The organism is Azospirillum brasilense, assembly GCF_005222205.1.
GTDB lineage: Bacteria > Pseudomonadota > Alphaproteobacteria > Azospirillales > Azospirillaceae > Azospirillum > Azospirillum brasilense_G.
Genome location: NZ_CP032349.1, coordinates 524,350 through 547,998, shown reverse-complemented (window position 1 = coordinate 547,998; position 23,649 = coordinate 524,350). Strand labels below are relative to the sequence as shown.

21 protein-coding genes are annotated in these 23,649 nt (G+C 69.6%); 6 read left to right on the top strand and 15 right to left on the bottom strand.

Annotated features, from left to right (window positions below; genetic code table 11):
• Positions 1–3: 3 nt before the first annotated feature.
• A complete protein-coding gene (gene ubiV, locus D3869_RS31640; RefSeq protein ID WP_137143547.1) occupies positions 4–912 on the top strand; it encodes a ubiquinone anaerobic biosynthesis protein UbiV in 909 nt (302 codons plus the stop codon).
• Positions 913–1,013: 101 nt separating this feature from the next.
• Positions 1,014–1,382: a c-type cytochrome gene (locus D3869_RS31635; RefSeq protein ID WP_137143546.1), complete on the top strand. Its 369-nt coding sequence runs from the start codon at positions 1,014–1,016 to the stop codon at positions 1,380–1,382.
• 170 nt (positions 1,383–1,552) lie between these two features.
• On the opposite strand, the gene D3869_RS31630 is transcribed toward D3869_RS31635, so the two are convergent.
• The 10 genes from D3869_RS31630 to D3869_RS31585 form a co-directional block, all read right to left on the bottom strand.
• Positions 1,553–2,599 (bottom strand): NnrS family protein, encoded by a 1,047-nt coding sequence (locus D3869_RS31630; RefSeq protein WP_137143545.1) that lies wholly within the window; start codon positions 2,597–2,599, stop codon positions 1,553–1,555.
• Positions 2,600–2,627: 28 nt separating this feature from the next.
• Positions 2,628–3,344: a cyclic nucleotide-binding domain-containing protein gene (locus D3869_RS31625; RefSeq protein WP_137143544.1), complete on the bottom strand. Its 717-nt coding sequence runs from the start codon at positions 3,342–3,344 to the stop codon at positions 2,628–2,630.
• Between the two features lie 22 nt (positions 3,345–3,366).
• On the bottom strand, positions 3,367–3,555 hold the full coding sequence (locus D3869_RS31620; protein WP_137143543.1) for a twin-arginine translocase TatA/TatE family subunit: 189 nt from the start codon (positions 3,553–3,555) through the stop codon (positions 3,367–3,369).
• Positions 3,556–3,582: 27 nt separating this feature from the next.
• On the bottom strand, positions 3,583–4,569 hold the full coding sequence (locus D3869_RS31615) for an FAD:protein FMN transferase (RefSeq protein WP_137143542.1): 987 nt from the start codon (positions 4,567–4,569) through the stop codon (positions 3,583–3,585).
• Positions 4,566–5,165: a nitrous oxide reductase accessory protein NosL gene (locus D3869_RS31610; protein WP_137143541.1), complete on the bottom strand. Its 600-nt coding sequence runs from the start codon at positions 5,163–5,165 to the stop codon at positions 4,566–4,568. The genes D3869_RS31615 and D3869_RS31610 overlap by 4 nt, the downstream gene beginning before the upstream one ends.
• A complete protein-coding gene (locus tag D3869_RS31605) occupies positions 5,165–5,995 on the bottom strand; it encodes an ABC transporter permease (protein WP_040137444.1) in 831 nt (276 codons plus the stop codon). Before D3869_RS31605 ends, D3869_RS31610 begins: the two co-directional genes overlap by 1 nt.
• Positions 5,992–6,861: an ABC transporter ATP-binding protein gene (locus tag D3869_RS31600; protein WP_137143540.1), complete on the bottom strand. Its 870-nt coding sequence runs from the start codon at positions 6,859–6,861 to the stop codon at positions 5,992–5,994. Before D3869_RS31600 ends, D3869_RS31605 begins: the two co-directional genes overlap by 4 nt.
• Complete coding sequence (locus D3869_RS31595) at positions 6,858–8,225, bottom strand: nitrous oxide reductase family maturation protein NosD (protein WP_137143539.1); 1,368 nt, start codon at positions 8,223–8,225, stop codon at positions 6,858–6,860. The genes D3869_RS31600 and D3869_RS31595 overlap by 4 nt, the downstream gene beginning before the upstream one ends.
• A gap of 125 nt (positions 8,226–8,350) precedes the next feature.
• Positions 8,351–10,294 (bottom strand): TAT-dependent nitrous-oxide reductase, encoded by a 1,944-nt coding sequence (gene nosZ, locus D3869_RS31590; protein WP_137143538.1) that lies wholly within the window; start codon positions 10,292–10,294, stop codon positions 8,351–8,353.
• Positions 10,295–10,346: 52 nt separating this feature from the next.
• Positions 10,347–12,611, bottom strand: a complete 2,265-nt coding sequence (locus tag D3869_RS31585; protein WP_137143537.1) for a NosR/NirI family protein — start codon at positions 12,609–12,611, stop codon at positions 10,347–10,349.
• Between the two features lie 214 nt (positions 12,612–12,825).
• On the opposite strand from D3869_RS31585, the gene D3869_RS31580 reads away from it, so the two are divergent.
• Positions 12,826–13,728, top strand: a complete 903-nt coding sequence (locus D3869_RS31580; protein ID WP_137143536.1) for a ferritin-like domain-containing protein — start codon at positions 12,826–12,828, stop codon at positions 13,726–13,728.
• Positions 13,729–13,800: 72 nt separating this feature from the next.
• Here the strand turns inward: D3869_RS31580 and D3869_RS31575 are convergent, their stop codons facing one another.
• The 5 genes from D3869_RS31575 to D3869_RS31555 form a co-directional block, all read right to left on the bottom strand.
• Positions 13,801–15,723 (bottom strand): nitric oxide reductase activation protein NorD, encoded by a 1,923-nt coding sequence (locus D3869_RS31575; protein ID WP_137143535.1) that lies wholly within the window; start codon positions 15,721–15,723, stop codon positions 13,801–13,803.
• Positions 15,724–15,744: 21 nt separating this feature from the next.
• Complete coding sequence (locus D3869_RS31570) at positions 15,745–16,557, bottom strand: CbbQ/NirQ/NorQ/GpvN family protein (protein WP_137143534.1); 813 nt, start codon at positions 16,555–16,557, stop codon at positions 15,745–15,747.
• Positions 16,558–16,632: 75 nt separating this feature from the next.
• Positions 16,633–17,985 (bottom strand): cbb3-type cytochrome c oxidase subunit I, encoded by a 1,353-nt coding sequence (locus D3869_RS31565; RefSeq protein WP_137143533.1) that lies wholly within the window; start codon positions 17,983–17,985, stop codon positions 16,633–16,635.
• A 16-nt stretch (positions 17,986–18,001) separates the two neighbouring features.
• A complete protein-coding gene (locus tag D3869_RS31560; RefSeq protein WP_137143532.1) occupies positions 18,002–18,454 on the bottom strand; it encodes a c-type cytochrome in 453 nt (150 codons plus the stop codon).
• A gap of 285 nt (positions 18,455–18,739) precedes the next feature.
• Positions 18,740–19,339 (bottom strand): helix-turn-helix domain-containing protein, encoded by a 600-nt coding sequence (locus D3869_RS31555; RefSeq protein WP_137143531.1) that lies wholly within the window; start codon positions 19,337–19,339, stop codon positions 18,740–18,742.
• 628 nt (positions 19,340–19,967) lie between these two features.
• Here D3869_RS31555 and D3869_RS31550 point away from each other — a divergent pair.
• The 3 genes from D3869_RS31550 to cysE are packed head-to-tail and all read left to right on the top strand — an operon-like array spanning position 19,968 to position 23,645.
• Positions 19,968–20,897, top strand: a complete 930-nt coding sequence (locus tag D3869_RS31550) for a family 2A encapsulin nanocompartment shell protein (RefSeq protein WP_137143530.1) — start codon at positions 19,968–19,970, stop codon at positions 20,895–20,897.
• Positions 20,884–22,755: a family 2A encapsulin nanocompartment cargo protein cysteine desulfurase gene (locus tag D3869_RS31545; protein ID WP_175426700.1), complete on the top strand. Its 1,872-nt coding sequence runs from the start codon at positions 20,884–20,886 to the stop codon at positions 22,753–22,755. Before D3869_RS31550 ends, D3869_RS31545 begins: the two co-directional genes overlap by 14 nt.
• A gap of 17 nt (positions 22,756–22,772) precedes the next feature.
• Positions 22,773–23,645 (top strand): serine O-acetyltransferase, encoded by an 873-nt coding sequence (gene cysE, locus D3869_RS31540; protein WP_247896086.1) that lies wholly within the window; start codon positions 22,773–22,775, stop codon positions 23,643–23,645.
• Positions 23,646–23,649: the final 4 nt, after the last annotated feature.

Here is a 23,649-nt window from a genome sequence, read left to right as displayed (position 1 = left end):
TTCATGAAACCCACCCTGACCCTTGGCCCCGTCCTGTTCAACTGGCCGGCGGAGCGCTGGCGCGATTTCTACGCCCGCATCGCCGACGAGGCGCCGGTCGACGCCGTCGTCGTCGGCGAGATCGTCTGCTCCAAGCGCGCCCCCTTCCTCGCCCCGGTCATGGACGAGGTGATCGCCCGGCTGGCCGCCGCCGGGAAGGAGGTCTGGCTTGCCAGCCCGATCCTGGTGGGCAGCGACCGCGAGCGCGCGGCGATGCGCGACCTGCTGGCCTGCGACGTCCTGCCGGTGGAGGCCAACGACATGGGCGCGCTGGCCCTGCTGGAGGGGCGCCGCCACGCCGTCGGCCCCTTCATCAACAGCTACAACGAGGCGACCCTGGCGTGGCTGGCCGGGCGCGGCGCCGTCGCCGTGTCGCTGCCGGCGGAGCTTCCCGCCGCCTCGGTCGCCGTGATGGCGAAGACGGGGGCGGCGCTCGGCTTGTCCATGGAGGTGCAGGTGTTCGGGCGCGCGCCGCTCGCCATCTCCGCCCGCTGCTACCACGCGCGGGCGCACGCGCTCCACAAGGACGGCTGCCAGTTCGTCTGCGCCAACGATCCGGACGGCATGCCGGTCAGCACCGTCGACGGCCAGCCCTTCCTGTCGGTCAACGGCACGCAGACGATGTCGCACGGCTATCTGGCGCTGGCGGCGGAAATCGACCGCCTGCGGGCGATGGGCATCCGGCGTTTCCGCCTGTCGCCGCAGGACCTCGACATGGTCGCCGTCGCCACGGCCTTCCGCGCCGTTCTGGACGGCGAGCGCAGCGGGCAGGACGCGATGGCGGAACTGCGCGGCATGACCGCCGTCCCGCTGGAGAACGGCTTCTTCCACAACATGGCGGGTGCGGCCTACGCCGACGCCCCGGCCGCCTGACACGCCCGCCATCCGATGTCCGCCGGACCACCGCTCCCGCGCGGCCCGGCTGACGTTTGAGTCCGCTGAAACTTTTGAGTCCGTTGAACGAGGAAACCCCTATGAAGCGCATGTTTGCCCTGCTCGCCTTCGCGCTGGCCGCGTCCTCCCCCGGCCTTGCCGCCGCTCAGGACGCCGCTGCCGGCGAGAAGGTGTTCAACCAGTGCAAGGCCTGCCACACCATCGAGGCCGGCGGCCCGAACCGCGTCGGACCCAATCTGCACGGCGTTGTCGGCCGCAAGGCCGGCTCCGTCGAAACCTTCAAATACTCCGACGCCATGAAGAGCGCCGGCGCCTGGGACGAGGCGACGCTCGACGCCTATCTTGCGGACCCGAAGGGCGCCGTCCCCGGCAACAAGATGGCCTTCGCCGGCGTGAAGAACGAGCAGGCCCGCAAGGACCTGATCGCCTATCTGAAAAAGAACAGCTGACGACATCGTCGCGTTTCCTTGGCGGCTTGACCGCTGTCAAGGATGGGAAGGCAAGCCGCCGCCAGGATAACCGCACAATCGTTGATCGATTGCGTCCCGCTGGACGAGTACCCTCCCGTTTTTCTGCCCCTTCAAGCCCATCGGCTCCCGGCCGGTGGGCTTTTTTCTACTCAACGGAGGCCGCGGACGAGAAGGCGGCCGAAGGCGGCCAGGAACAGGACAACCGCCGCGCTCCAGGCGCCGGCCGCAGCCAGCAACCACAGCGGGCCATCCTCTCCCGCCACCGCGGCAACCGCCCGCAAGGCAACGGTAAGCGCGGTGAGCGCGTAGCAGCCCGTCACCACCGCCGAACGCCCGAAGGCGTTGCCGGCGTGCTTGCGGATCATGCTCGACATCACCGCGAAGCCCATCAGCCCGAGCGCCCCCACCGTCCAGAGATGGACCGCCATGCCGGGCGACGCCGCCACGGCGGCGAAACCCAGCGGGACGCAGGCGTAGGCGGCGTGCACGGCGAGGACCGAGGACCGGTCGCGCGTCCGCCAGCCCCGCCATTGCAGCAGCCGAGCCGTCTGCATCAGAGCGGCGAGAAGGCTTGCGGCGGCCGTCGTTCCCGACTCCGGTTCGTCCAGCCAGCCGGCCAGCGCGCAAGCGGCGGACAAGGCGGCGGCGCGCTCGAACCAGGGACGCTCGGTGAACAGCTTTGATTTTGTGGGCAAACCCAGATGGGTTGCGGTCAGGCTCGGCGCGATGCGCCCGCCCAGCACCATGACCAGCCCGAGCGACAGCGCCAAGGCGGACGGAACGGCGTCGCACAGCGCCGCCCCGGCCAGCGCTCCGACCAGGGCCGCGACGACGGCGTTGCGCCGGTCCCGCGCGGCGCTGATCTGTGCGGTCACGAGAAGGGCCAGCGCGGCGAGGAACGGCGCGTGCCCGATGGCCACCCAGGGCGACAGCGCCCGTCCCGCCAGCCAGAGCGGCACGAGGATCGGCCAGAGCCGTGCGCCGACCAGCGGCCGTCCGGTCCAGCGCGGCAGGGCGGTGCGCAGGAACCCCGCCATCATCGCTGGAAGCGTGCCGAACAGCAGCGCCCGCCCGTGCCACCCCGTCGGGTCGGCCATCACGCCGGACACGTCCCACCCCAGCAGCGTCGGCACCCACAGCCCCACCGCCAGCAGCGCGTCGAACGCCGTCAGCAGGAAGAAGGGACGGAACGGCACCGTCAGGCCCCGCTCCGCCCGGGCTGGATCATGAGGTGTGATGACCGTTGGGATGGCCGACGTTGCAGTGCCGCCGAAGCTGCTCGACCGACCGCACCCGGACGGTGTTGCCGGTAACGTGGAGCTGGTGGGGGGTGAGCTTGGTGAAGGTGCGGGACAGCTGCTCCGGCGTCATGCCGAGGCGGCTGGCCAGCACGCGCTTGCTGACCGGCAATTCGACCGTCGCGCCGTCCTCCGCCTCGTCCTGAGGCGACGGATCGACCTGCGACAGGATGAAGGCGGCGAGCCGCTGGGTCGTTGTGCGCAGCTTCAGATTCTTGACCTCACGCACCAAACCGCGGCACTGCCCGACCAGAGTGCTCATCACCCGCAGCGCCAGGGCATGATCCCGCGCGACCTGCGCGCGCAGGACGGGAGCGGCCAGCATCAGGATCCGCGACGATTCCAGCGTCCGCGCCGACATCAGGTACGGCGCGTCGGCCAGCACCGCCGCCGGCACGAAGCAATCGCCGGGGCGCACGATGTCGATCACCGTCTCCTGCCCCGCCTCGTCGCAGCCGGCCAGCATCGCCGTGCCCTCGACGAGGATGTGCAGGAAGTCGGGGATCTCGCCTTCCGCGAACAGCCGCGTCTCGCGCGGGAACCACTGGAGAAGCGCCCCGTAGGTCAGCGCCTCCAAGGTCTCGTCGGCGACTCCCTCGAACAGCGGGAGGTCGCGCATCAGCGTCAGGGCGCCCTGTCTCATCGTCCCGGCTCTGCTGTCGCGGTCAGGATTCGGAGGCGGGCTTGCGCGACGCTTCCACCATGACCGGTGCGTCATCGTCCTTCAGGCCGGCCTTGAAGGACCTCACACCCTTGGCGAGGTCGCCCATGACCTTGGGCAGCTTGCCCGCCCCGAACAGCAGCAGGACGAGCAGCAGGACGATGGCCCAATGCATCAGGCTGAAACTTCCCATGACGATGGTCTCCTGGGTGAAGGACGGTCAGGCGCGCAGCGCGAGGACGCTGCCGTCGCGGCGGGTGAGCCGGGCGGCGGTGCCCGGAAAACGGTCGAGGAGGACGGCGGCCCGCGCTTCCGGCGCGACCGACAGGGCGGTGGACAGGGCGTCGGCGGTGGTGGCGTCGGGGGCGAGCACGGTGACCGCCAGCCACTCCCGCGCGCAGCCGCCCGTCGCCGGGTCGAACAGGTGGGTAAAGTGCCCGGCGGGGTCGAAGGGCGTGCCATAGCCGCCCGACGTCGCCACCGCCCGGTCCGTGATCTCCAGCGTGCCGGCGTTGCGGCCCTCAACCAGCGGATCGGCGAGGCCGACCGACCAGGGGCGGCCCGAGGGATGGTGGCCGAGCGCGCGGATTTCGCCCAGATCGACCAGCACGTCGGTCATGCCCTCCGCCCGCAGCCGTTCGGACACGCGGTCGGTGACGTAGCCCTGGGCGATGCCGTTCAGCGTCACCGCCATGCCGCGCCCGGCAAAGGCGACGCGGCCCGGTTCGATGCGGAGCTTGCGGTGATCGACCAACTCCCTGGCCGCGCGGACGGCGGCCTCCGGCGGGCCGGCGGGGTCGGCGCCGGGGCGGGCGAAATGGCCGGCGTAGAGCTGCCACAGCGGCTGCACGGTCGGGTCGAAGGCGCCGTCGGTGCGGCGGCTGAAGGCCGCGGCCTCGGACAGCAGCCGGACCAGATCGGCCGGCGGCGCCTCCAGCACGCCGTCACGGTTGAGGCGGGCCAGCGCCGAATCCGCCCGGTAGAGGCTGAAGACCCGCTCCAGCCGCGCGACCTCCTCCAGGCACAGGGCGATCAGCCGGTCGGCCTCGGTGGGGTCCGGGTGCGCCAATTGGAGAACGGAATCCGCCCCCAGCGCGACGCCGCGCCACGTCCGCACCGGCACGCCCGCCGCCCGGAGGCCGCCCGGCAGCAGCGCCAGCCCGGCGGCCACCGCGGCGATGCCGAGAAAGCGGCGGCGGGTGGTCATGGCGTGCCTCCGTGCCCGGAACCGTGGCCGCCACCATGATTGCCGCCCTGCTCCGCCGGCTCGTCCGCGGCGGTCTGCTCCGAGGGAAGCGTGGGGTGGAGGATCTCGTCCTCGGTCACCTCGGCGAAGCGCTTGATCGTGCCGCCGTTGTCGGCGGCGAAGCGGCGGGCGGCGGCCTCGTCGGCGAAGGGGAAAGGCTCGGCCTCGCCCATGCCGCCGCGCTGGCGGCTGCCCACCACGTACCAGGCCTTGCGCGCCTCGATCCAGACGGTCAGGTCGGGCTTGCGCGGGTCGGCGGCTTGGCCGACGTCAGTCACGTAGATGGCGCGGACGTCCTTCTCCTCCTCCGGCAGCATGGTGAAGGCGAAGGTGTCGCGGACCGAGGACAGCCAGACCGGACGGTCGCGCCCGCCGACCAGGATCTGCCCCTTCGGGCCGGGATGGTCGGCGAGGTTCATGCCGCAGTAATGGCCGATCGCGTCGGCGGTGATGGCGACGGGCGGCGGCGGGGCGGTCTCCGCCTTCTGCTGCTGGCAGGCGGACAGCGGCAGCAGCAGGCAGGCGGCCAGCAGCGTGGCTCTCAGGGAGGTGTTCATCAGATCTGCCTTCTGGAAAAGAGGACGGCGGCCAGCGCCAGCGGTGCGGCGACCCAGCCGGCCAGCACGGCCAGCAGGACGGAGGCCGACACCTGCACCTGCGCGGCCAGCCCGGCGGTGCCGGCGAACTGGCTGACGCTCTTGAAGCCGGTCAGGTTGAAGAGGCGGAAGGCGTCCGCTGGGTTGGCGAGCAGCAGCCCGTTCAGCAGGCCGGCGTTCACCGTCTTGCCGCCGTCGGCCACCAGCAGCCCCAGCAGCGCCATGTCGTAGAGCAGGACCAGCACCAGCCAGATCGCCACGGCGATGCCCGCCGCGGTGCCACGGTCGCGGACCAGCGTGGAGGCGAGATAGCCCATGGCCGTGAAGGCCGCACCCAGCAGGACGCTCGACCCGATCATGGCGGCGAAGGCACGCCAGCTCTCCGGCCCGATCTCGGTTCCGCTCATCGCCAGCGCGACCCCGGCGGCGCCATAGCCCAGCACGGTGGCGAAGGCGATGATCGCGGCGTGGCCGAGGAACTTGCCGATCAGCACCTGCCAGCGCGCCACCGGATAGGACAGCAGCAGCGTCATGGTGCCGCGGTCGATCTCGCCCACCACCGCGTCGAAGGACAGCAGCAGCGCGATCAGCGGCAGCAGGAAGATGGTCAGGCTGGACAGGCTGACGATGGTCACCTCCACCCGGCCGACGCCGACCGTGCCGGTCGGGGCCGCCCCCAGGAAGCTCAGCGTCAGCGCCAACGCCGCCATCAGCAGCGTGGTGGCGACGACCCAGCGGTTGCGCAGGCCGTCGCGCACCTCCTTGGCGGCGATGGTCAGAAGCGTGTTCATTCCGCAGCCTCCCGGCGCAGGAAGTGGGCGTACATCTCGTCCAGGCTCGGCTGGACGACCTCGATGTCGGCAAGCTCCGGCCCTTCGCAGGCGATCTGGCGGAGCGTCGCCACCTTGTCGTCGTTGGCGCAGGCCGTCTCCACGACCTCCCCGGACGGCAGGGTCAGGCGGATGCGCACCGGCAATTGCGCCAGCCCGCGCAGCGTGGCGAGCGAGCCGTCGGCGACCTTGCGCCCGCGGTTCATCACCACGACGCGGTCGGCCTGCCCCTCCAGCTCGGTCAGGGCGTGGCTGCACAGCAGGACGGTGGTGCCGGCGTCGCGCAAGCTCCGCACGATCTCGTAGAAGCTCTGGCGCAGCGCCGGGTCGAGGCCGGTCGTCGGCTCGTCGAGGAACAGCACCTTCGGCCCGCCGAGAAGCGCCTGGGCCAGCGCCAGCCGCTGCCGCATGCCCTTCGAATAGGTGCCGACGCGGCGCTTCACCGCGGCGGGCTCCAGCCCCACCCGCTCGAACAGCGCGTCGTTGCCGTCGCGCGGCACCCGCTTCAGCCGGGCGTAGAAGTCCAGCGTCTCCCGCCCCGTCATGCTGGGATGGAAGGCGACGCTTTCCGGCAGGAAGCCGACCTGCCGGCGGATGTGCGAGGCGGCGGCACTCGCCGGGTCGCCGCCCAGCACGCGGATGCTGCCGGCGGTCGGCGTGGTCAGCCCGAGCATCAGCTTGATAAGCGAGCTCTTGCCGGCGCCGTTGTGGCCGACCATGGCCACGCATTCTCCGGCGGCGAGGTCCAGATCCACCTCGCGCACGGCGAAGGCGTCGCCGTAGCGCTTGGAGACTCCCTCCACACGGATGGTCGGTGTGTCGGTCATTGGGCGTTCCTTTCCGCCGTTTGGCGCAGCGCCGGGGGCGGCGGCGGGCTCATCAGAGGGGCGCTGTCGATCACGCCGCCGGGGTGCAGCGCCGGGAACTGCTTCTGCGCCCAGCGGATCACCTGCACGCCGGGGCTGTTCATCAGCAGCTTCGCCGCCGGATAGGCCCACATCACGCGGTCGACGACGTCGTTGGGGCGGTAGGCCTCGTCGGCGATGCCGTCGCCGTTCAGATCGAAGGCGGCGTTGTCGGACCAGTGGTTGCCGCGCCCCTTCTCCGACCAGTCGAGGTGGCGCGTCCCGACATACTTGACCTGGGTGCGGTTGCCGATGAAGGCGTTGCCGGTCAGCGTGTTGCGCTCCGACCCGGCGGTGAAGTGCACGCCGATCTCGCAGCCCTCGAACCGGTTGCCGGTGAAGCGGTTCTTGTTGGCGTTGTAGATGAAGACGCATTTCCAGGTGCCGGTGCGCTGGCCCTCCACCGGGCCGTCGGTCGCCACCGGCATGTCCTTGTCGGCCACCACCTCCACCGGCGCCGCCTGCTCGGGCGACAGGTGGCCGTCGATCACGTTGCCCTCGATGAGCGCGCTGTTGGCGTAGTTCAGCAGCAGCCCATGCTCCCGGTCGCCCTGCGAGCGGTTGTTCCGGATCACGAGGTTGTTGGAATACATGATCGCGTAGCCGACATGGTTGCCGACCGACAGGTTGTCCGACACCTCGGAATCGTTCGTGTACATGTAATGGACGGCGAAGCGCACCCGCTCGAACCGGTTGCGGGCGAACAGGTTCTTCTTCGACGTCGTGGTGAAGATGCCGTCGCGCCCGTCCTGGACGCGGTTGTCCACCACCTGCGTGCCCGGCGCGTTCCACAGCTGGATGCCGTTGCCGCGTTCGGACAGGCGCAGGTCGGTGCGCCCGATGACATCGTTGCGCTGGACCATCACATCGTGGGCGCCCCAGACATAGATGCCGATCAGGTTGTCGCGCAGCCGGTTGCCCTCGATCACGCCGCGGTGCGCCTCCTTGCCCAGGAAGATCCCGGTGTTCTGCTCGGACAGGCTGATGCCGGAATTGCGGACCTCGACATTCCGCACGGTCACGTCGGGGGCGAAGACCGTCACGGCGTTCCCCGCCCCTCCCCCGTCGATGACGGCTCCCGGCTCGCCGACCAGCGTGACCGGCTTGCGGACCACGACGGGGCCGGGGTGCGTGCCAGGGGCGAGGACGAGCGTGTCGCCGAGCGCCGCCGCGGCGAGCGCGCCATCCAGCCCGCCCGGCGCCACCGTCACCGTGGCGGCGCAGGCCGTCCCGGCGGCGAAGGCGAACACCGCGGCGATGAGGGGGAACGGGGAGTGGTGGGGCATCTACGAAATCCTGCAATCGAAGAACCATTGCCCCCTCCCTGACCCTCCCCCGCTTCGCAGGGGAGGGAATTGAGCCCCTCCCCTGCGTCAGCGGGGGAGGGGTTGGGGTGGGGGCAAACGGTGCCTCAGGTGGCGCGCGGCTCGACGATCATGCGGCCGCCCATCTCCATGTGCAGGGCGTGGCAGAACCACTGGCAATAGTACCAGTGCACGCCCGGACGCTCGGCGATGAAGGTGACCGAGCTGGTCTGCTGCGGCCCGATCTCCATGGCGATGCCGTGGTTCGACAGGGTGAAGCCGTGGGTCAGATCGTCCACATCGTCCATGTTGGAGATGTAGAGCGTCACCTCGTCGCCTTGGCGGACCGTGAACTCCTCAAGCCCGTAGGCCGGAGCGCGCTGCCACATGTAGACGCGGACCTTGTTGCCCTCGCGGATCACCTTGGCGTCGTCGTCCAGGTTGACGCCGTCCTTCTTGGCCTGCTGGCGGGCCTCCTCCCACATCGGGTCGTCGCGGGTGAAGACGCTCTTCGGGTTCAGCTTGGAGCGGTGGACGATCAGCGTGTCGTGCGGCTCGGCGTAGGTCGGGCCGTCGTGAACCAGCTTCATCTCGTCGCCCGAGATGTCGATGAGCTGGTCGTTCTCCGGCTTGCTCGGACCGACGTTGAGGAAGCGGTCCTTGGAGAACTTGTTCAGCACCATCAGCCACTTGCCGTCGGCGTCCTTGGTCTGGCCCATGGAGGAGTGGGTGTGACCCGGCTGATAGTGCACGTCCAGCTTCTGGATGATCGGATCGACCTTCTCGCCCTTGTAGGCGCGCTTGGCCTTGTCGATGTTCCACTTCACGATCTGGCTGTCGAGGAACAGCGTGGTGTAGCCGTTGCCGCGCCCGTCATAGGCGGTGTGCAGAGGCCCGAGGCCCAGTTGCGGCTCGGCCACGATGACGTCCCGCGGCTTGATCTTGTCGTCGAACAGGTCGTCGAGCAGGCGGACGTCCATCACCGACACCGTCGGCGACAGCTTGCCGTTGATGGTGACGTGGATGCCGTCGGGTGCGGCGTTGATGCCGTGCGGGCTGTTGGGGATCGGGACGTAGCGGGTGAAGGGCGAACCGTGGCGGCCGTCCACGACCGGGACGCCGTGCATCACCTCGACCTTGCCGGCCTTCACCGCCTCTTCGATGCGCTTGATGTTGAAGATGACGATCCAGTCCTGCTCGTTCGCCGTCATCTCCGCGGTGGTCACGCCGCTTTCGGAGTTGTAGCAGGTCGAGAAGGCGTATTTGCCCTGGTAGTCCGCCTCGGTGTTGTCGAGGTTGCCGTCCACCCGGACCTGCCACGACACCGTCATGCTGTCGCCGTCGATGGCGGAGAAGTGCGTCCGGTAGTTCTTCGGATCGACGTTCTTGCCGTCGTTCGGCATCGGAACGAGCTGCTCGGCGTTCGCGAAGACGTAGCCGGTGCGCGGGTACTTCTGCAGACGCAGGCCGTGGATCGCCGAGACGTTCGGAATGTCGATGATCTTATCGACCTTCATGATGTCGCAGCGGATGCGGGCGACGCGGGTGTTCGCCTTGTCGTTCACGAAGATGTAGCGCCCGTCGTAGGTGCCGTCGGTGAAGGACATGTGCGGGTGGTGCAGGTCGCCGTTCAGCCAGGTGCCGCCGTGGTTGGCCAGATACTTCCGGTTCTCCTCGGTCAGACCCTCGGTCAGGATCTTGCGGCTTTCGTTGGTCAGCCCCCAGCCGGAGGCGCTGCAACGGTTGAACACCGGGATGCGGTGCAGCTCGCGCATGCTGGGCAGGCCGAGGATGCGCAGCTCACCCGACTGGCCGCCGGAGTGGAAGACGTAGTATTCGTCGAGATCGCCCGGCTTGACCTCGTACTTCTGGTTGCCCGACCCGGCGGCCTCGGCCGGACCGGCGCCGAACAGCGCGCCGCCCGCCGTGCCGCCGGCCACCGCGCCGGCGATCCCGGCCAGCGCCGCCGCCTTGGCGGTGCCCCCCAGAAGATCGCGGCGGTTCATGCCCGTCCGCTCAACCTTGATGTTCGACGCCTTTGTTTCCGACATGAGTCAGCTCCTTCGATGTCCCCTTACGGGGCTCTTGTTTCGACCTGGTGGGTCAAAGTCCTTCCGGCCGGGCGGACAGGCGCCCGGTGGCGGGATCGGTGGTCAGCACGGCGGCGCGGGGCTTGGCCTCGGCAACCGCACTAGTGGATTGGGTGGCGTCGCGGCGCTCCCGCTTCAGGCGCTTCTGGATCATGACCGGGCATTTGCGGTCGTGGTGGTAGAGCACCTGGCAGTGGAGGCACTGGATGCATTCGTTGGGGTTGATCGAGCCGTCGGGGTGGATCGCCTGGACCGGGCACTCGTTGGCGCAGCGCCGGCACGGGTTGCCGCATTCCTTGTAGCGGCGCAGCCAGTCGAACATCCGCATCCGGCCGGGGATGGCGAGCGCAGCACCCAGCGGGCACAGGTAGCGGCAGAAGAAGCGCTCGATGAACAGGCCGGCGGCGATCAGGGCCACGGCGAACAGGACGAACCACCAGTCGCGGACGAAATGCAGGATGATCGCGGTCTTGAAGGGCTCGACCTCCGCCGCCTTCTCCGCCGTCGCCAACGAGGTCAGCGACAGGCCGAACAGCAGCAGGAAGATCATGTACTTGATCGGCCACAGCCGCTGGTGCAGCCCGAAGGGCACGGCGATCTGACGGACGCCGAGCTTCTTGGCGGCCTTGGAGGCTAGCTCCTGCAGCGCGCCGAACGGGCACAGCCAGCCGCAGAAGGCGCCCCGGCCCCAGAACAGCAGCGACGCGGCGACCGAGAACCACAGGATGAACACCAGCGGGTCCATCAGGAAATAGTCCCAGCGGAAGTCGGTGCGCAGCGCGTTGGCGAAGGTCAGCACGTTGACCACCGACAGCTGGGCCGTCGCGTACCAGCCGAGCCAGACCAGCGTGAAGACGAGGAACCCGATGCGCACCCGCTCGTAGAGGGCCGGGCGCTTCACGAGCTGATCCTGGAAGAAGAAGATTCCGGTCAGCAGCAGGATCGCGCTCGCCAGCACGGCGATGTCGAACAGCCGGTTCTCCCAGATGCGCCGCCACAGCGGGATCTCCTCGGCCGCGTCCGGTTCCGCCAGGGCGGCGGACACAGGCGCCACTGTCGCGGCAGCGGCAGGAGCGGCCACCGGCTCGACCTTCAGGAACTTCTCCGGCGGCTGGTAGCCGAGGTCGAAGGTGACGAAGGCCTTGTCGAGCGCCGCGGTCGCGCGCTGGACCAGCAGTTGCAGGCGCCAGGGGTCGGCGGGGTTGAAACCGGCCTCTTCGGGGATGACGAACAGGCCGATCTCGGGGAAGTCCGGCGCGCCCGCCGCGGCCAGGGAGCCCAGGCGCTTGTGCAGACGGTCGCGGAAGCGGATGGCGCCCTCGTGCTGGACCAGCTCGAAACGGTCGAAGATGCCGCCGCGCACATAGCCCGAGCCCTTGAAGGAATAGCGCCCCTGACCGGCCACGACGATGGCGTGCTGGCCCGGCTTCAGCCGCTGCACCAGCGCCTCGTATTCCGCGTCGCCCAGCAGGGAGCGGCCGACGGCGGGAATAGTAGCGAGCGCGGCGTAGAGGTCGATGAAGCCGTCGTTCGGGTCGCCGGCCTCGGGACGGGCGGCGGCCTCGGCCTTGCCGGTGCGCTCGAAGGCGGCGTTGACCTCGCCCACCGTCAGCGTCAGGCGGCGCACCGAGCCGTCGCCGACCAACGTGGCCCAATCTTCCCGGTCCTTTGCCTCGACTCCGGTCTTGGACAGGTCGAGGCTGCGGGTCACGGTCGGCGCGGCCTCCGCCGCCCCCGGCGCGCCCAGCGCCTGCAGCACCTTCTTGCCGGAACGGATGATCGAATCGCCGATCACCATCACCGTCACGGTGGCGCCGGACACGATGTCCACCGGCGGGCTGGACGCGCTCTGCGAGGCCAGGGTCAGCACGTTCTTGCCGACGTAGCCGTCGATGAAGGCGTTGACCTTGGCGGGCGGGATGCCGATCAGGACGATGGGCTCGTGATGGTCGACCAGCTTCGCCCCGGTCACCGTGCCGTCCGGCGCCAGCCCGACCATCACATGGATCGGACGGCCCGAATAGCCGGTCGTGTTCACGAAGTCGGAGGTCAGGAAGGCGTGGCCGACCAGCGCGTCGCCCTTGTAGACGGGAACCAGCGGCGCGTTCGGCAGGGGGGCGCCGAAGCGGTCCGCCCCGGCGGCGAAATCCCCCGGCTGGACCGTGCCGAGATACCGCGCCAGCAGCGCTTCGGCGGCGTCCGCCGTGCCGAGACCGGCCAGCAGGATCAGCAGCCCCACCACCAGTGCGCGTGTTCCCCGCAAGAAGTCCACAACCATCGCCCTTGCCTTGAAGTCTTGATCTTGATCAAGGGACCGCAGGCCCCGTTGACGCGCCCATGAGACCGCAGGTTCGGGCCGCTGTTCTTGACCGCCGTCAAGTCACGGAAAAATGAAGCCGGACTATCCTCGTCTCCAGGCTCCGTACGATTGCTGATCGGGCGGGACTATCGATTGCATTTTAGGCGAAGTTCACTCGCGACCGGGGGTTTCCATGCCGTTGCTGCACCATGAACCACAGGGCGGAGTCCGCTCGCTGGACGAGCTTCTCGGCATCGCGCTGGCGCTGGAGCAGGAGGCGGTGCGCCGCTACACCCAGTTGGCGGCCCTGATGGACCAGCGCGGCGAGACCGACACCGCCACCACCTTCCGCGCCCTGATCGCCGAGGAGCAGGACCATGTGCAGGCGGTGGACGGCTGGGCGCACAGCCTCGGCCGCCCCGCCCCCGACGCGCCGGCCTTCCTCTGGCGCCTGCCGCCGGAGCTTGCCGCCTCCTGGGAGGAGCTGACCGAGCGGACGCGGCTGACGCCCTATCAGGCGCTGTCGCTGGCGGTGGTCAACGAGCAGCGCGCCTTCGCCTTCTACAGCTACATCGCCGCCAGCGCCACGGACGAGCCGGTCCGCACCCACGCCGAGGCGCTGGCCCGCGAGGAACTCCGCCACGCCGCCCTGCTCCGCCGCGAGCGCCGCAAGGCCTTCCGCCGCGAACGGGGCCGGGCGGAGCACAAGCCGACCCGCGCGGACACGCCTGCGGAGCTGGAACGGCTGGCCGCCGCCCTGCTAGCCGCCACCGCCGCCGAGCACGGCGCTCTGGCAGCGCGCCTGCTCGCCCTGGGCGACGGTGACGGCGCCGCGCTGCTGACCCGCATCGCCGAAGATGAGCGGGCGTTGATTCCGTCCGGCTCCGGCGCGGCGCCATCGCAGAGCGCCGCTCCCGACACCGCGCCCGCCTGCCTGCGCGCGGCGGTCGCCGCGTCCGAACGGCTCGCCGAGGCCTTCGGCGACGTGGCGGCCCAGGCGACCGACGAGTTGGTCCTGACCGAATCCCTGCGCCTTCAGGAGGCCGTGGTGGGACACCTCGCGCTGCTGGCGGAGCGGACCGACGCAGCGAGCTAAAGACTTATCCAAAAACCATTATAGCCCTCTCCCCTGAGGGGAGAGGGGATTTTAAGAGGATCGTCCTGGGCGCTATCCCACCACCTGCCGGTACAGCGCCGGCAGCGCCTTGGTCAGATGCGTCACCTGGGGGAAGATCGCGTAGCCGCCCCGGCCGAACAGGTAGGGGAAATAGTCGCGCGCCTCCGCGTCCACGGTGATGCCGAACAGGGCGATGCCCTGGCGGCGGGCCTCCTGGATCGCCACGCGGGTGTCCTCGATGCCATAGCGCCCCTCGTAATGGTCCACGTCGTTGGGCTTGCCGTCCGACAGCAGGATCAGCAGGCGGTGGCGGTTGGGCCGTTCCGCCAGACGCGCGGCGGTGTGGCGCAGCGCCGCTCCCATGCGGGTGTAATGGCCGGGCTTCAGCGCCTGCACGCGGCGCTGCACCCGGGCGTTCAGGGGCTCGTCGAACTCCTTGACCGTCTGCACACGCACCCAGTCGCGCGTCTTCGAGGTGAAGGCGAAGATGGCGTGCGGGTCGCCGCAGGCGTTCAGCCCGCTCGACAGGGCCAGCAGGGCCTCCTTCTCGACATCCAGCACGCGGTGCCCGTCCACCCAGCCGTCGGTCGACAGCGAGGTGTCGACCAGCACCGCCACCGCCAGATCGCGCGCCGCGTTGCGCGCCGCCTGATAGACGCGGTCGCTGCCCGCCCCGCCCGCGCGCTGGTCGGCGCAGCGGCGCACCAGGGCGGTGAGGTCGAGATCGTCGCCGTCCGGCTGGCCGGTGAAGACCATGCGCTTCGGGCGCAGCGCCTCGAACTGGCGGCGGACCTGCCGGATGCGGCGCTGCGCCGCCTCGTCGGGCGTCCAATCCTCGCCATCCTCCGGCGCCGGCTCGGCGACGACGCGGCAGTGGGCGGGGTGATGGGCGCGGCGGCGATGGTCCCATTCCGGATAGGTCAGCACCGCCGTCAGGGGCGCCGCGTCCACGGCGGTGGGCGCCAGATCGAGGTCGAGCTTCAGCCGGGTGGAGGGCTTGCGCCGGTGCTGGGCCAGCGCGATCTCCTCCATGTCGTCGGCGGCCTGGCGGGCGGCGTTCTCGTCGTCGTCGTCGACCGGGCGGGGGATGTTCATCATCTCCGCCAGACCGAAGATCTTCTCGAAACGGTTCAGGATCAGCGGGTCCTCGCGCTGCACCTGATCACTGTCGCGCCGCGTCGCCTTGCGGCGCTGGCCGTCGCTTTCGGCGGAAGGGGCTGCCGCTCCATCCTCCACCGCATCGGAATCCGCCGCGGCACCGGACCGCGGGGGACCCGACACCTCGCCCCACAGAGGCACCGGCAGGAACGGCTTGTAGCCGGCCGAAGCGGTGAAGCGGTCCAGCGGGACCGAACCGTCCAGCACCGCGCCGCCGTCACCGGCGCCCAGCAGAGCCAGCACCGCCGCCTCCACCATCGCCTCGTCCTTCGGCAGGGAGCGCTTGGGCCGGACGGCGAGCAGCGCCGCGCACAGCTCACCGTGCAGGCGGGCCAACCCCGGCCAGCGCATGAGAAGCCGCGCGGTGGTCGCCTGGGCCTGCCGCAGCGCCCGCACATCGGACCGCAAAGGGTCGGCCCGCAGCGGATCGGCGGCAGCCTCGCCATCGGCCTCGGCGTGCGCAAAGTAGGCGGTCAGCCATTCGTAGAGCCGCTCGTTCAGCGCCGCGTCGGGGAACACGTCGAGCACAGCGGGAAGCTGCAGCACGTCGCCGTCCAGCGCCGGCCGCTCCAGCCGTTCGGTGCCGAGGCCGATGCGCTCCAGCAGCGACAGCCGGTGGCCGGAGGAGGCCCGCGCCGCGGCGGCCAGCCGCACGCCCCGGTCGCCGCCCAGCCCCCGGAAGAACACCGCCAGCCTCGGGCGGATCGCCTCCAGCGTCACCGCGGCGTCCGGATGGCGCGGCAGGCTCGACCGGCCGCCAACCAGGCGGTGCCAGTGACGGCCGATGAACTCCTCGGGCTCAAGCAGCGACAGCATGATCCGTTTCCCTTGTTTCCCTTACCCCAGGGCGATGTCGGCCACGCGCAGCAGCGCCTGCCGCACGTCGGCGTCGTCGGTCAGCGGTTCGATCAGCGCGGTGCGGATGGCCCGCTCGGGCTTGACGCCGGAGCGGATCAGCGTGGCGCAATAGACGAGCAGGCGGGTGGAGACGCCTTCCTCCAGATCCTGGCCCTTCAAGGCGCGCAGCGCGCCGGCCAGACGGACCAGCGGGGCGACGCGCGCTTCCGGCAGGCCGCTCTCGCGGGCGACGATGGCGGCCTCGTCCTCCGGGGCCGGAAAGTCGAATTCGATGGCGAGGAAGCGCTGGCGCGTGCTGGGCTTCAGCGTCTTCAGGACGTTCTGGTAGCCGGGGTTGTAGGAGACGACCAGCATGAAGTCGTCCGGCGCCTCCAGCAGTTCGCCGGTGCGGTCGAGCGGCAGAAGGCGGCGGTCGTCGGTCAGCGGGTGGAGCACGACGGTCACGTCCTTGCGCGCCTCCACCACCTCGTCGAGGTAGCAGACCGCCCCTTCGCGCACGGCGCGGGTCAGCGGGCCGTCCGCCCACACCGTGTCGCCGCCCTTCAGCAGGTAACGCCCGGTCAGGTCGGCGGCGGTCAGGTCGTCGTGGCAGGACACGGTGTAGAGGGGACGCCCCAGCCGGGCCGCCATGTGCGAGACGAAACGCGTCTTGCCGCAGCCCGTCGGCCCCTTCAGCAGCAGCGGCAGGCGGTGGCGGAAGGCGTGCTCGAACAGCGCGCATTCGTCGCCGACCGCCTTGTAGTAGGGGATGTCGAGGTCGTCCGCGACGGCCTTCAGGGCGCTGCGGGTCATGGCTGTCTCCTCGGGATCAGAGGCGGAAAGGGAAGCTCCCCTCCCCCGGCGTGCGGAGGAGGGGAAAGGCCGCGGTCACTCGGCGGGCTGCACGGCGGCACCGATCCCGGTGCTCTTCCGGGCGGCGGGCACCGGTCCCAGCAGGGCGTAGAGATAGAGGACGGCGCCAATGAACACCGCGGCACCGGCGGCCAGACGCACCCAGTAGAAGGGGGCGATCTCCGCCTGGACGGTCATGTAGTCCATGCCCATCACGCGCTGCAGATGGACCTGCACGACCCCGGCGAAGGTCAGGGCGAAGGTCATCACCGCCATGCCGCCGGTCATCAGCCAGAAGCTGGCCTTGTTGAGGGTCTGGTGGTAGGGCGCGACGCCGCGCAGATGCGGCATGGCGTAGCTGAAGATGGCGAGGTTGATCATCACATAGGCGCCGAAGAAGGCGAGATGCCCGTGCGCCGCCGTCACCTGCGTGCCGTGGGTGTAGTAGTTGACCCAGGACAGCGTGTGCAGGAAGCCCCAGACGCCCGCCCCGAAGAAGGCCGTCACCGCGCAGCCGACCGACCACAGCAGGGCGGCCTTGTTCGGATGATCGCGCCCGCCCTTCAGCACCATCTTCACTGCGAAGACGACCATGAAGAAGAAGGGGGCGACCTCCAGCGTCGAGAACAGCGAGCCGATCCACTGCCAGTAGCCCGGCGTGCCGATCCAATAGTAATGGTGGCCGGTGCCCAGCAGTCCGGAGAAGAGGGCCAGCCCGACGATGGCGTAGAGCCACTTCTCGACGATCTCGCGGTCGACGCCGGTCATCTTGATCATCAGGAAGGCGAGGATCGAGGCCATCACCAGCTCCCACACGCCCTCGACCCAGAGATGGACGACGTACCACCAGTACATCTTGTCCAGCGCGAGGTTGGTCGGGTTGTAGAAGGAGAACAGGAAGAAGATCGCGATGCCCCACAGCCCCATCACCAGGATGTTGGTGATGACCGTCCGCCGGCCCTTCAGCACCGTCATGGAGATGTTGTAGAGGAACATCAGCGCCACGACGACGATGGCGACCTTGATCCAGGTCGGCTGTTCCAGGAACTCCCGCCCCTCATGGATGCGGAAGACGTAGCCGACGACGGCGGCCAGCGCGCCGAACATGAACAGGCCGAACTGGATGTAGGCCAGCTTCGTGCAGTGCAGCTCGCGCTCCGCCTCTTCCGGGATCAGATAGTAAGCGGCTCCGAAGAAGCCCATCAGCAGCCAGACGATCAGCGCGTTCGTGTGGATCATCCGCAGGATGTTGAAGGGAAGCAGTTCCGACAGGACGTTGGGCAGCACATAGACCGTGCCGGCCAGCAGGCCGACCAGGAGCTGAACGCCGAACAGGACCAGCGCGCCGTAAAAGTAGGGCAGCGCGACCTTTTGCGATTGGTATTTCATGGCCTTTCGTCCTTCGTCAGCCGGAAATCTTCGGCGGCCAGTTCTGGGTGTTGATGCGGCTGGTCCACTCCAGGAAGGCGGCGAGGTCGTTGACCTCCTGCTCCGTCAGGTGGAACTGCGGCATCTGGCGGCGGCCCTCGATGCCGCTGGGCTGGGCGGCCATCCAGCCGGCCAGGGCGGCGCGCGCCCCCTCCGGGTCCTTGTCGCCGCCGTAGCGGACCCAGACATTGCCCAGCTCCGGCGCGAAGTAGGCGCCCTCGCCCAGCAGCGTGTGGCAGTTGATGCAGGAGTTCTTCTCCCACACATGCTTGCCGCGGGCGACGCTGTCGGTCAGTCCCTTGCTGTCGGTGCCGGTGTTGACGACGTAGATGTGGCTTGCCGCCGTCAGCGAGACGAAGGCGGCGAAGAAGAAGAGCGATCCGCCGTAAAAGATGTTTCGGGCGGCCGCTTTGGTGAAGCGTTCCGTCATGCGTTCGTTTCTCCTGGGTCAGGCCCCCGAGTCAGACCTGCGTGGAACGGAGGGGCCTTGAGCAGCGTTGGCCGTGCGCCATGCCGGAGAAAGTTGACTGTTTTGGTGCGACTATCCTTGACGGCGGTCAAGCGCACGGCCGCGAGGGTCGGGCGCGGCGCTCGGGGATCGGACCCTGGTGGGAGAAGGCGGCGGTGCCGGAGAAGGGGCTGACGGCGGAGCTGTTGTCGGCCCGCGTTTCGAAACGCGGATCCGCTGCAGGGTGCACAGCCTCAGGAGCCGTCCTCAACCTTCCCCATGCGAAAGGACCAGAAACAGGCGGGCGTCCACATCGTCGGCGTTGCGGCACTGGTAGGTGCGTTCCGCCTCGAACAGGACGGCGTCGCCGGCCGCGAGACGGTGCGATCCCTTGCCGACGCGCAGTTCCACGGCTCCCTCCACCACCACCAGGTTGATGCTGGCACCGGAGGAGACGCCGCCGCCGTTTTCGCAGCCCCCCGGCCGCAGGCGGATTTCCAGGAGGTCGGCCCCCCTCCCCTCCCCCGGCGGCGCGAGGGACCGCGACCGCACCAGCCCGTCCCGCGAGACGAAGCTGCGCGCCTGATCCTCCCGCATCAGAAGCACCTCGCCCCGCCCGTCCAGCCGGGTCAGGGCCGTCAGCGTCACGTCGAGGGCGCGGGCGATCTTCCACAGCAAGGTGATGGTGGGGGCGCTGCGTCCCAGCTCGATCTGTCCCAGCATCGCCCGGCTGACGCCGGACAGCCGGGCCAACCGTTCCAAAGACAGCCCCTGACGGGTGCGCAGCCGTCTCAGATTGCGGCCAAGGGCGGCGGGGATCGCCGATTCAGGCGTGCTGGGGTCTTGGTCGTCGTTCGCCGCGCTCACGGCTCGTTCCCTCATTGCGCAGGACATGCCCTGCAACGAGGGGAGGATAACGCTCATTGCCTACTGTTCAAATAGATTTAACAAGGCGCAGCCGCACGCTCTTTGTGTAATACATGCCCCATGCGTGCTTACCGGAGGGCGAACAATCCCATCGCCAAGCTGCCTATCGCGAGGAACGCCGCGAATCGCGCGAGGGTTTCAACCAATTATCCGAAGAGCTCGTGTGGATGATCGAACGGCCTATCGCCGGAGAAGGAGATAATCGCCCGCAATATCTATTTACAAAACAGGAAATAATCATCCAGACCGCCCATGATTCGCCGGAATTCCTTTCGCCGGGTCTTCGTCCAATGCAGCGGAGGCTTGTCTGTTATAGCAGACCAATCGACGCATGCGCTGCCACCAATGCTTGAGACCGCGGCGAAAGCGATGCATGGTCATATCCACCTTCGGCGGGGCGGCGCCACCCCATAGGCCGTTTCGCCGAGCCGGGATTTCCGTTCCCGCCCATCGACCTTTCATCCCCGCATCCGCAAGCCGCCGATTCCCCGGAGTCGGTGCATGGCGCCGGCTGCCGTTTTCGTCCCGCCGCCTTTCTCAAGCCGCCTTTCCGTCAAGGAGCCTATCCATGTCCGAAGACACCGAACTGCGCCGAACATTGAACGAGCAGGCGGCCCGCCAGCTCGCCAACGCCACGAAGACACGGGCGCAATGGTCGGGCATAACGCCGCGCTGGCTGGTGTCCTTCCTGCCCTGGACCCCAGTGGAGGCCGGCATCTACCGCCTGAACCGGGTCGTCGACCCCCAGGGGCAGGTGCGGACCGAGGTGGAGTGCAGCCCGCGCAACGACGCCGACCTGCCGGAGACCTTCGTCCCCTATGACGAGAACCCGCGGGAATATTCGCTGAACGCGGTCACCACCGTTCTCGACGTGCAGACCCGCGTCTCCGACCTCTACAGCCATCCGATCGATCAGATCCAGGAGCAGCTCCGTTTGCTGATCGAAAAGGTGAAGGAGCGCCAGGAGAGCGAGCTGATCAACAACGCCGAATACGGCCTGCTGACCAACGCCGCCCCCGGCCAGCGCATCAAGACGCGCAAGGGCCAGCCCACCCCCGACGATCTGGACGAGCTGATCGCCAAGGTGTGGAAGGAGCCGGCCTTCTTCCTGGCCCACCCGCGCGCCATCGCCGCCTTCGGGCGCGAATGCACCCGCCGCGGCGTTCCGCCGCCCACGGTCACCCTGCACGGCTCGCCCTTCCTGACCTGGCGCGGCCTGCCGCTGATTCCCAGCGACAAGCTGCACGTCACGCCCGAAGGCCGCACCAACATCCTCCTGCTGCGCACCGGCGAGGCGAAGCAGGGCGTGATCGGCCTGTTCCAGCCCGGTGTCCCCGGCGAGGTGGCCCCCAGCCTGTCGGTCCGCTTCATGGGGATCAACCGCAAGGCCATCGCCTCGTACCTGATCTCGCTCTACTGCTCGGCCGCGATCCTGACCGAGGATGCCATCGGCGTGCTGGAGGATGTCCATGTCGGCAACTACTATGACTACGCCTGACGCCGTCGCCCTGACCCTGCCGCCACCGGCGGCGGGGTTCGGCGGGCCGGAGTCCGGCTCACCGGACATTGGGCCGGGCATCGGGCCGGGTATCGGGCCGGATGTCGGTCTGATCGCCCGCCTCGCGAACCAGTTCTTCCAGGCCCTTCCCTCCGGCCCGGCGCCCGCCGTGGCCCCGCCGTCCGGGCTGTCGGCGGCGCAGGCGCCGGGTCCGCTGCCCGCGGCGCCGCAGCCGGGTCCGGCGGCCAACCCGTCCTTCTCCCCCGCCCCTTCGCTGCGGCCCACGGCGCCCGCCGTGCCGCCGGCGACCGGCGACGGCGGGCTGGGGTCGATCCTGCATTCGCTGGGCGGCGCCCTGTCGCTGGTCCCGCCGCTGCCGGGCGCGGCCACGGTTCCCTCCACGCCGGTTGGGGGGCCGGTCGCGGGCGCTCCGCCCCTGCCCTCCGGCGCGCCCTATTTCCTCGACGGCGGGCGCGACGCGGCGGCCGACCGCGGCACCACAGCGCCCTCTGCCACAGCGCCCTCTGCCACCGTACCCTCCGCCCCCGGACTTCTGGTGGAGGTCGGCGCCCTGTCGGTGCAGCTCCGCGCCGAGCAGGTGCCGGATCTTCCGCTGCCCGCCAGCCCGGCCTTCGACCCGCGCGCCGCGCGCCGCGACTTCCCGATCCTGAACCAGACGGTGCACGGCAAGCCGCTGATCTGGCTGGACAACGCCGCCACCACGCAGAAGCCGCAGGCGGTGATTGACCGGCTCGCCCGCTTCTACGCGGAGGAGAATTCCAACATTCACCGCGCCGCCCACGCGCTGGCCGCCCGCGCCACCGACGCCTATGAGGAGGCCCGCGAGAAGGCCCGCCGCTTCGTCGGGGCCGCCGACACGAGCGAGATCGTCTTCGTCCGCGGCGCGACCGAGGCGATCAACCTCGTCGCCAAGGCGTGGGGCCGCCAGCACATCCGCGAGGGCGACGAGATCGTCGTCACCTGGCTGGAGCATCACGCCAACATCGTGCCGTGGCAGCAGCTCTGCGCCGAGACCGGGGCGCGGCTGCGGGTGGTCCCGGTGGACGAGGACGGCCAGATCCGGCTGGACGAGTTCGCCCGGCTGCTGAACCCGCGCACCCGTCTGGTGTCGCTCACGCTGGTGTCAAACGCGCTCGGCACGGTGACCCCGGCGGCGGAGATGGTGGCGATGGCGCGCTCCGCCGGGGCCGTCACGCTGGTGGACGGCGCGCAGGCGGTGTCGCACATGCCGGTGAACGTGCAGGCACTGGGCTGCGACTTCTTCGTGCTGTCCGGCCACAAGATGTTCGGCCCGACCGGCATCGGCCTGCTCTACGGCCGGCAAGAGGTGCTGGAGGGCATGCGGCCCTGGCAGGGCGGCGGCAACATGATCGCCGACGTGACCTTCGAGAAGACCGTCTACCAGCCCGCCCCCATGCGGTTCGAGGCCGGAACCGGCAACATCGCCGACGCGGTGGGGCTGGGTGCCGCCATCGACTATATCGAGCGCATCGGCATGCCGGTCATCGCCGCCTACGAGCATTCCCTGCTGGAGTACGCCACAGCCGGCCTGTCGACCGTTCCCGGCCTGCGGCTGATCGGCACGGCGCGCGAGAAGGCCGGAGTCCTCTCCTTCGTTCTCGACGGCTGCCGGACGGAGGAGGTGGGGCGGGCGCTGGACCGGGAGGGCATCGCGGTGCGCTCCGGCCATCATTGCGCGCAGCCGATCCTGCGGCGCTTCGGGGTGGAGAGCACGGTGCGTCCGTCGCTGGCCTTCTACAACACCTGCGAGGACCTCGACGCGCTGACCGCCGCCCTGCACCGCATCCGCCACACGCTGGTCCGGCGCGGCCACTGACCGGAAGGAAACGCCCCATGGGCCGCATCGTCACCCCCGCCCGCTTCGCACAAGCGACCGCCAACCATGGTGGATTCGAGACGGACTCCGACCGGGAGCGGGCGGCCCTGTGGGCGCGTCTGCGCGCCGAGGCGGAGGCCGCGGCGGACGGCGATCCGCTGCTGCGCAGCTTCATCCACATCGCGGTGCTGTCGCACGACGGCTTCGCCTCCGCGCTCGGCGGGCATCTGGCGCGCAAGCTGGGCGACTGGTACATCCCCGCCGAGCGGCTGGCCGACATCACCGAGCAGGCCCATGCCGGCGATCCCGGCATCGTCGCGGCGGCGGTCGCCGACCTGACGGCCATCGTGACCCGCGATCCGGCCGCGGACGGAATTCTGACGCCCTTCCTCTACTTCAAGGGGTTCCACGCTCTGCAATGGCACCGCGTCGCCCACTGGCTGTGGACGCAGGGGCGCCGCGACCTCGCGCATTTCCTGCAGAGCCGGGTGTCGGAGGTGTTCGCGGTGGACATCCATCCCGCCGTCTCCATCGGGCGCGGCGTGCTGATCGACCACGGGACGGGGGTGGTGATCGGCGAGACTGCCGTGGTCGGCGACGACGTGTCGATCCTCCAGGGCGTCACGCTGGGCGGCACCGGCAAGGAGCATGGCGACCGTCATCCCAAGGTGCGCGACGGGGTGCTTCTGGCCGCCGGGGCCAAGGTGCTGGGCAACATCGAGGTGGGCCGCCACGCCAAGGTCGGCGCCGGCAGCGTCGTTTTGAAACCGGTTCCGGCCGGCGCCACGGTGGCCGGCGTTCCCGCCCGCGTCGTCGGCTGGTCCACCTCCGGCCAGGCTCCGGCGGTGGAAATGGACATGAGCCTGCCCGAACCCGAATACACGATCTGACGGG